At 68.6% G+C, this 4,127-nt stretch carries 2 protein-coding genes and 1 pseudogene; 2 read left to right on the forward strand and 1 reads right to left on the reverse strand.

Features of this window, described 5'->3' with window-relative positions:
• Positions 1-397 precede the first annotated feature (397 nt).
• A pseudogene (locus ACWDA7_RS51040) lies at positions 398-1,090 on the reverse strand (ROK family protein); the annotation flags it as partial.
• A gap of 132 nt (positions 1,091-1,222) precedes the next feature.
• Between ACWDA7_RS51040 and ACWDA7_RS51045 the strand changes: the two are divergent.
• Both ACWDA7_RS51045 and ACWDA7_RS51050 read left to right on the forward strand, forming a co-directional pair.
• Positions 1,223-3,172 (forward strand): Ig-like domain repeat protein, encoded by a 1,950-nt coding sequence (locus ACWDA7_RS51045; RefSeq protein WP_450614824.1) that lies wholly within the window; start codon positions 1,223-1,225, stop codon positions 3,170-3,172.
• 135 nt (positions 3,173-3,307) lie between these two features.
• Positions 3,308-3,487: an 8-oxoguanine DNA glycosylase OGG fold protein gene (locus tag ACWDA7_RS51050; protein ID WP_450614826.1), complete on the forward strand. Its 180-nt coding sequence runs from the start codon at positions 3,308-3,310 to the stop codon at positions 3,485-3,487.
• The last annotated feature ends 640 nt before the right edge of the window (positions 3,488-4,127 follow it).

A 4,127-nucleotide genomic window follows, 5' to 3' on the forward strand; every position in this document is an offset into this window, starting at 1 on the left:
CCCTCCAGGGCCTGCTTGAGCCGTGTGCTCGGACGACGGGCACGCACGGTTCTGAGGGGGCGGGAGCACAGCAATGTGCTCCCGCTACCCGACCTGGTCGGACAGGTCAAGAACAGCATTCCTCGCCTCGGACGACACCCACATCACGCGGGCCACCCCTTGATCACACCAAAGACGCGCGCTAGTTCCGTACTACTAATTCCGTTCCGTCTTGACGGTCCGCCAGGTCGAGGAGGACGTTTTCCGATGCCACGGCAGCAGCTCCGCCCCATGCGGGTTCCGTGCGGCCACCGGCGCATCGCGATTCGGAAGCCTCTTGCGGCCTGACCATGACGGAGGCCCAGTGACTCGAACGGCCTTGGCACCGCAGGCCAATCGCCCCTTGACCGCGCCCTTTTCAGGACGTTCCCGACGCGGGCTTGTTCGCCGCGATCATGTCCCGGTCGAGCAGTCCTGCACCCCGCGCAGCGGCGGTGTCCCCGAGCGCGGCCGGGATGAGGGACGGCGGTGTTTGGAAGGTGATGCGGCGCTCCACCGCGGCCCGTAGGGGTGCGAACGGGGTCTCGCCGGCCTCGGTGAGACCGCCGCCCACGATGATGGTGCGCGGGGCGAGCAGGGTGAGTGCGGTGACGAGCCCGTCTGCGAGCGCGTCCACGGCGCTCAGCCACACGGTCTGCGCGCGCTCATCCCTCGCCTCCACCGCTTTCGCAAACGCGGCCGCGTCCGTTCGCGGATCGCCCGACGCGGCGGCCCACGCCTGCCCGACGGATGAGGCGGACGCGAGTCGCTCGAGGCATCCGCGCTGTCCGCAGTCGCAGGGAGGGCCGTCCGGGCGCACCACAATGTGGTCGATCTCGGCCGCCGAGCCGTGGGCGCCGTGCTCGATCGCGCCGTTGATGCCGATGGCACCCGCAATGCCGGTACCCAACGGGACGAACAGGAACCGGTCGGCTCCCTCACCCGCGCCGATTCTGCCCTCCGCGAGACCTCCGGTGCACACGTCGTGAGCTCTTGAGCATGCGACCTCATAGTCACCCAGGGGATCGAAAGGGCAGGTGGGAAACCCGGGGTTAGTTGTCGTTACCGTGACGTAGACTCCGTGCCCGCGGCCCGAGTTGCGCGGTCGCCGCTACGCCGGGGCGGAGGTCTCCGCGCCCGGCTGCTTTACCGCGCCGGGCTCCACCTGCTTTCCTGCTTTCCACCATTTGGGGGGCTCACACCTGTGCGTACACGCAGCACATCCATAGCGACCGCCACCGCGGTCCTGCTCGGTTCGGTAGTGCTCGGCTTCGGCGCCGCGGCACCCGCGTCGGCGACGTCGGCGCCTGCCGTCACCGTCACCTCGGACGGCGGCATCGTCGCCGACGGCCCGCTGAACCGGGTCTTCGTCGGCGACCACACAGCAGGCACTGTCTACGCCGCCGACCAGAACGGCGCGAAACTCGGTTCGCTCACCGGCATCCTTGGCGTCTCCGGCCTGGCCGTCTCCACCGACGGCTCGACCCTGTACGCCGCCGCGTCCACCTCGCACGAGATCGTGGCCATCGACGCGGCCACGCTCACCGTCGAAGCCCGCTACCCGATCAACACCAACGAAGGGCCGACGTATGTGGCCTTCGCCGGGGGCAAGCTCTGGTTCAGCTACGGCAACCAGTGGGCCGCCAGCCTGGGCTCCGTCGACTCCGCCGGCACCGTAACGCTGGGTCAGACCCCGCAGAACCTGCTCTGGAACCCGGAGGCGCTGAGCGCCAACCCGGCCGAGCCGAACCTGCTGACGGCCCTCACCCAGGGCTCGTCGCCGAGCACGGTGACCGTGTTCGACGTCTCCAGCGGGACGCCCCAGACCGTGTCCTCGGTGACCCCCTACAGCGGGCCCGTGGAGATCGCCAGTGACGTCGATCTCATCCCCGGCGGCGGGCTGTTGCTCGACGGCACCTACCGCATGAGCTACACCCAGAACAGCTGGACCGAGACCGGGGCGTACCCCAACACCGCTGCGGAGAGCGGCGACGTCTCTCCCAACGGCATGGTCGCCCAGGTTGAGAGCGGCACCGTGCGGATCTACCAGCCGAACGGCACCCAGCCGATCCACTCCTATGCCACCAACGCCCAGACGGTCGACGCCGTCTGGGCCCCGGACGACTCGCGCGTCTACGCCCTGGAGGGCGCCTACAGCAGCGGCAGCGGCTCGCCGACCAGCTACACCCTCAAGGTCCTCACCGATCCCACGCGCAACGTGCCGACGCTGTCGGTGAAGGCCCCCACCAGCGCGCCGCGCGCCAAGAAGCTCACCGTCACCGGCAAGATCAGCGCGACGGTGCCGCTCCCGGCCGGCGTCAAGCTGCAGGTCACCCGCACCGACCTGGACAGCCCCCGGGGCAAGGCGCTGGCCTCGGTCACCACCGGCTCCGGCGGCACGTACAGCTTCAACGACACCCCGCCGGCTGGCGGCACGGTGACCTACACGGTCTCGTACGCGGGTGACGCCGCGCACACCGCCGTCAGCACCTCGGCCAAGGTCGCGGTCTCCCGCACCACGCCCACGCTGACCGTCACCAACAACGGCAAGTACTACAACTACGGCACGAAGGTCACCTACACGGTGCACCTCGGATCGGAGTACAAGAACCGCACGGTGGCGATCTATGGCGACCCGTACGGCGTCGACGAGGGTAAGCGGCTGCTGAAGAGCGGCACGGTCAACTCCTCCGGTAACCTGTCGGTATCGGTGACCATGTACCGCAACTGGACCTTCAGCACCGTCTACGCGGGCGACGACCGCACCGCGTCGAAGACAGTCACCACCCACGCGTACACCTACGCCCGGCTCTCGACGGCGCTCTCGAAGCAGTACAAGACCGCGAAGATCGGGTCCACCACCTACGCGTACTACCACAAGAACACCGCGCCGGTGCTCACCACCAGCATGAACTACTACAAGGGCCGCCAGGTGCGGGTCGACTTGCAGGTCTACTACGACGGCGCCTGGTACGCCTCCGACTCCGAGTACTTCGCGCTCTCCTCCAACGGCAATGTGTCGGTGAACCTGGGAGCCCCCGGCAAGGCCGGCCTCCGCGCCCGCATCCGCGCCGTCTACGTCAAGGGCGGCTCCGGCGACTCCGTGAACGCCACCACGTACAGCAGCTGGAAGTACATGAACTTCACCAACTGACGTACAACTGAAACGGAACGGCCTCCGGGCGGCGCATCACCGCGCCGGGGGCCGTTCCGCATCACGCGTCAGCGTCCCATCATCCGCTGCGCTGGTTGTGGGTGTCCCCGGCGGCGGGCTGGAGTCGGCAACCGGTTGCCCTCGCAAGCTCTCAAAGACCTGAAAACGGTCGACGCCGACTGGCCGGAGAACGGCTGGACCACGGACCATTACAGACAGTACCTGGAGGGAGTACACGACTGCGCGCAGAGACGAGGCGTCCTGCCGGACCAGGTCGAGGCGGCGCTGTTCTTTCACGGCAACCAACTGCCCTGATTGCCAGGCGCCGTACGCGGCATCGGCATGCTCTCTGTGTATCAGCAGCGACGAGCGCACGCTCCCAACGGGACTGAAGCGACGTTGCCGAGCCGGCGGCCCTGGCGCTCGGCTCCGACAACGGCGACGTGCTCGACCGCATGGAACGGGCCGCGGTCCGCTTCCTCGGCGGCGACTACCGCCGAGCCCTGCCCGAGTTCGACGCCCTCGCCGGCGCCTTCGCCCGCACCGCCGGACCCGCCGGCGACAAGGCGCGCTCCTGCCGCGCCCAGGCCGCGCACTGCCGCGGTGGTACGGCTTCTGTCCGGCGGCCAGGGTGTGGATCGCCCAGCCGGAGAAGAAGTCCGCTGCCAGCAGGCTGCGCCGTTCAGAAATGCATCGCTGCAGGTCGTAGGGGGTCCGGTGCTGCTCGGGGCAGCCTGGGACGATGTCGTGGGTGATTGTCGCGCTGGGTGTATCAGGTGACGAGGAAACTGCCCCTGTCTGACTGCTGCATGCCCGCGCCTTCCCAGCTCACCACAGCGCGGCGTGAGGTCCCGGTTCGCCCCGCATGAGACGGGAGTTGCTGAAGTGAGCGAGATCGGCAGACAGCACTACGGCTTGCCACGTACGCTCGCTGTCGACCGGATCCGACGTACCG

This window comes from Streptomyces sp. NPDC001156 (assembly GCF_053598275.1).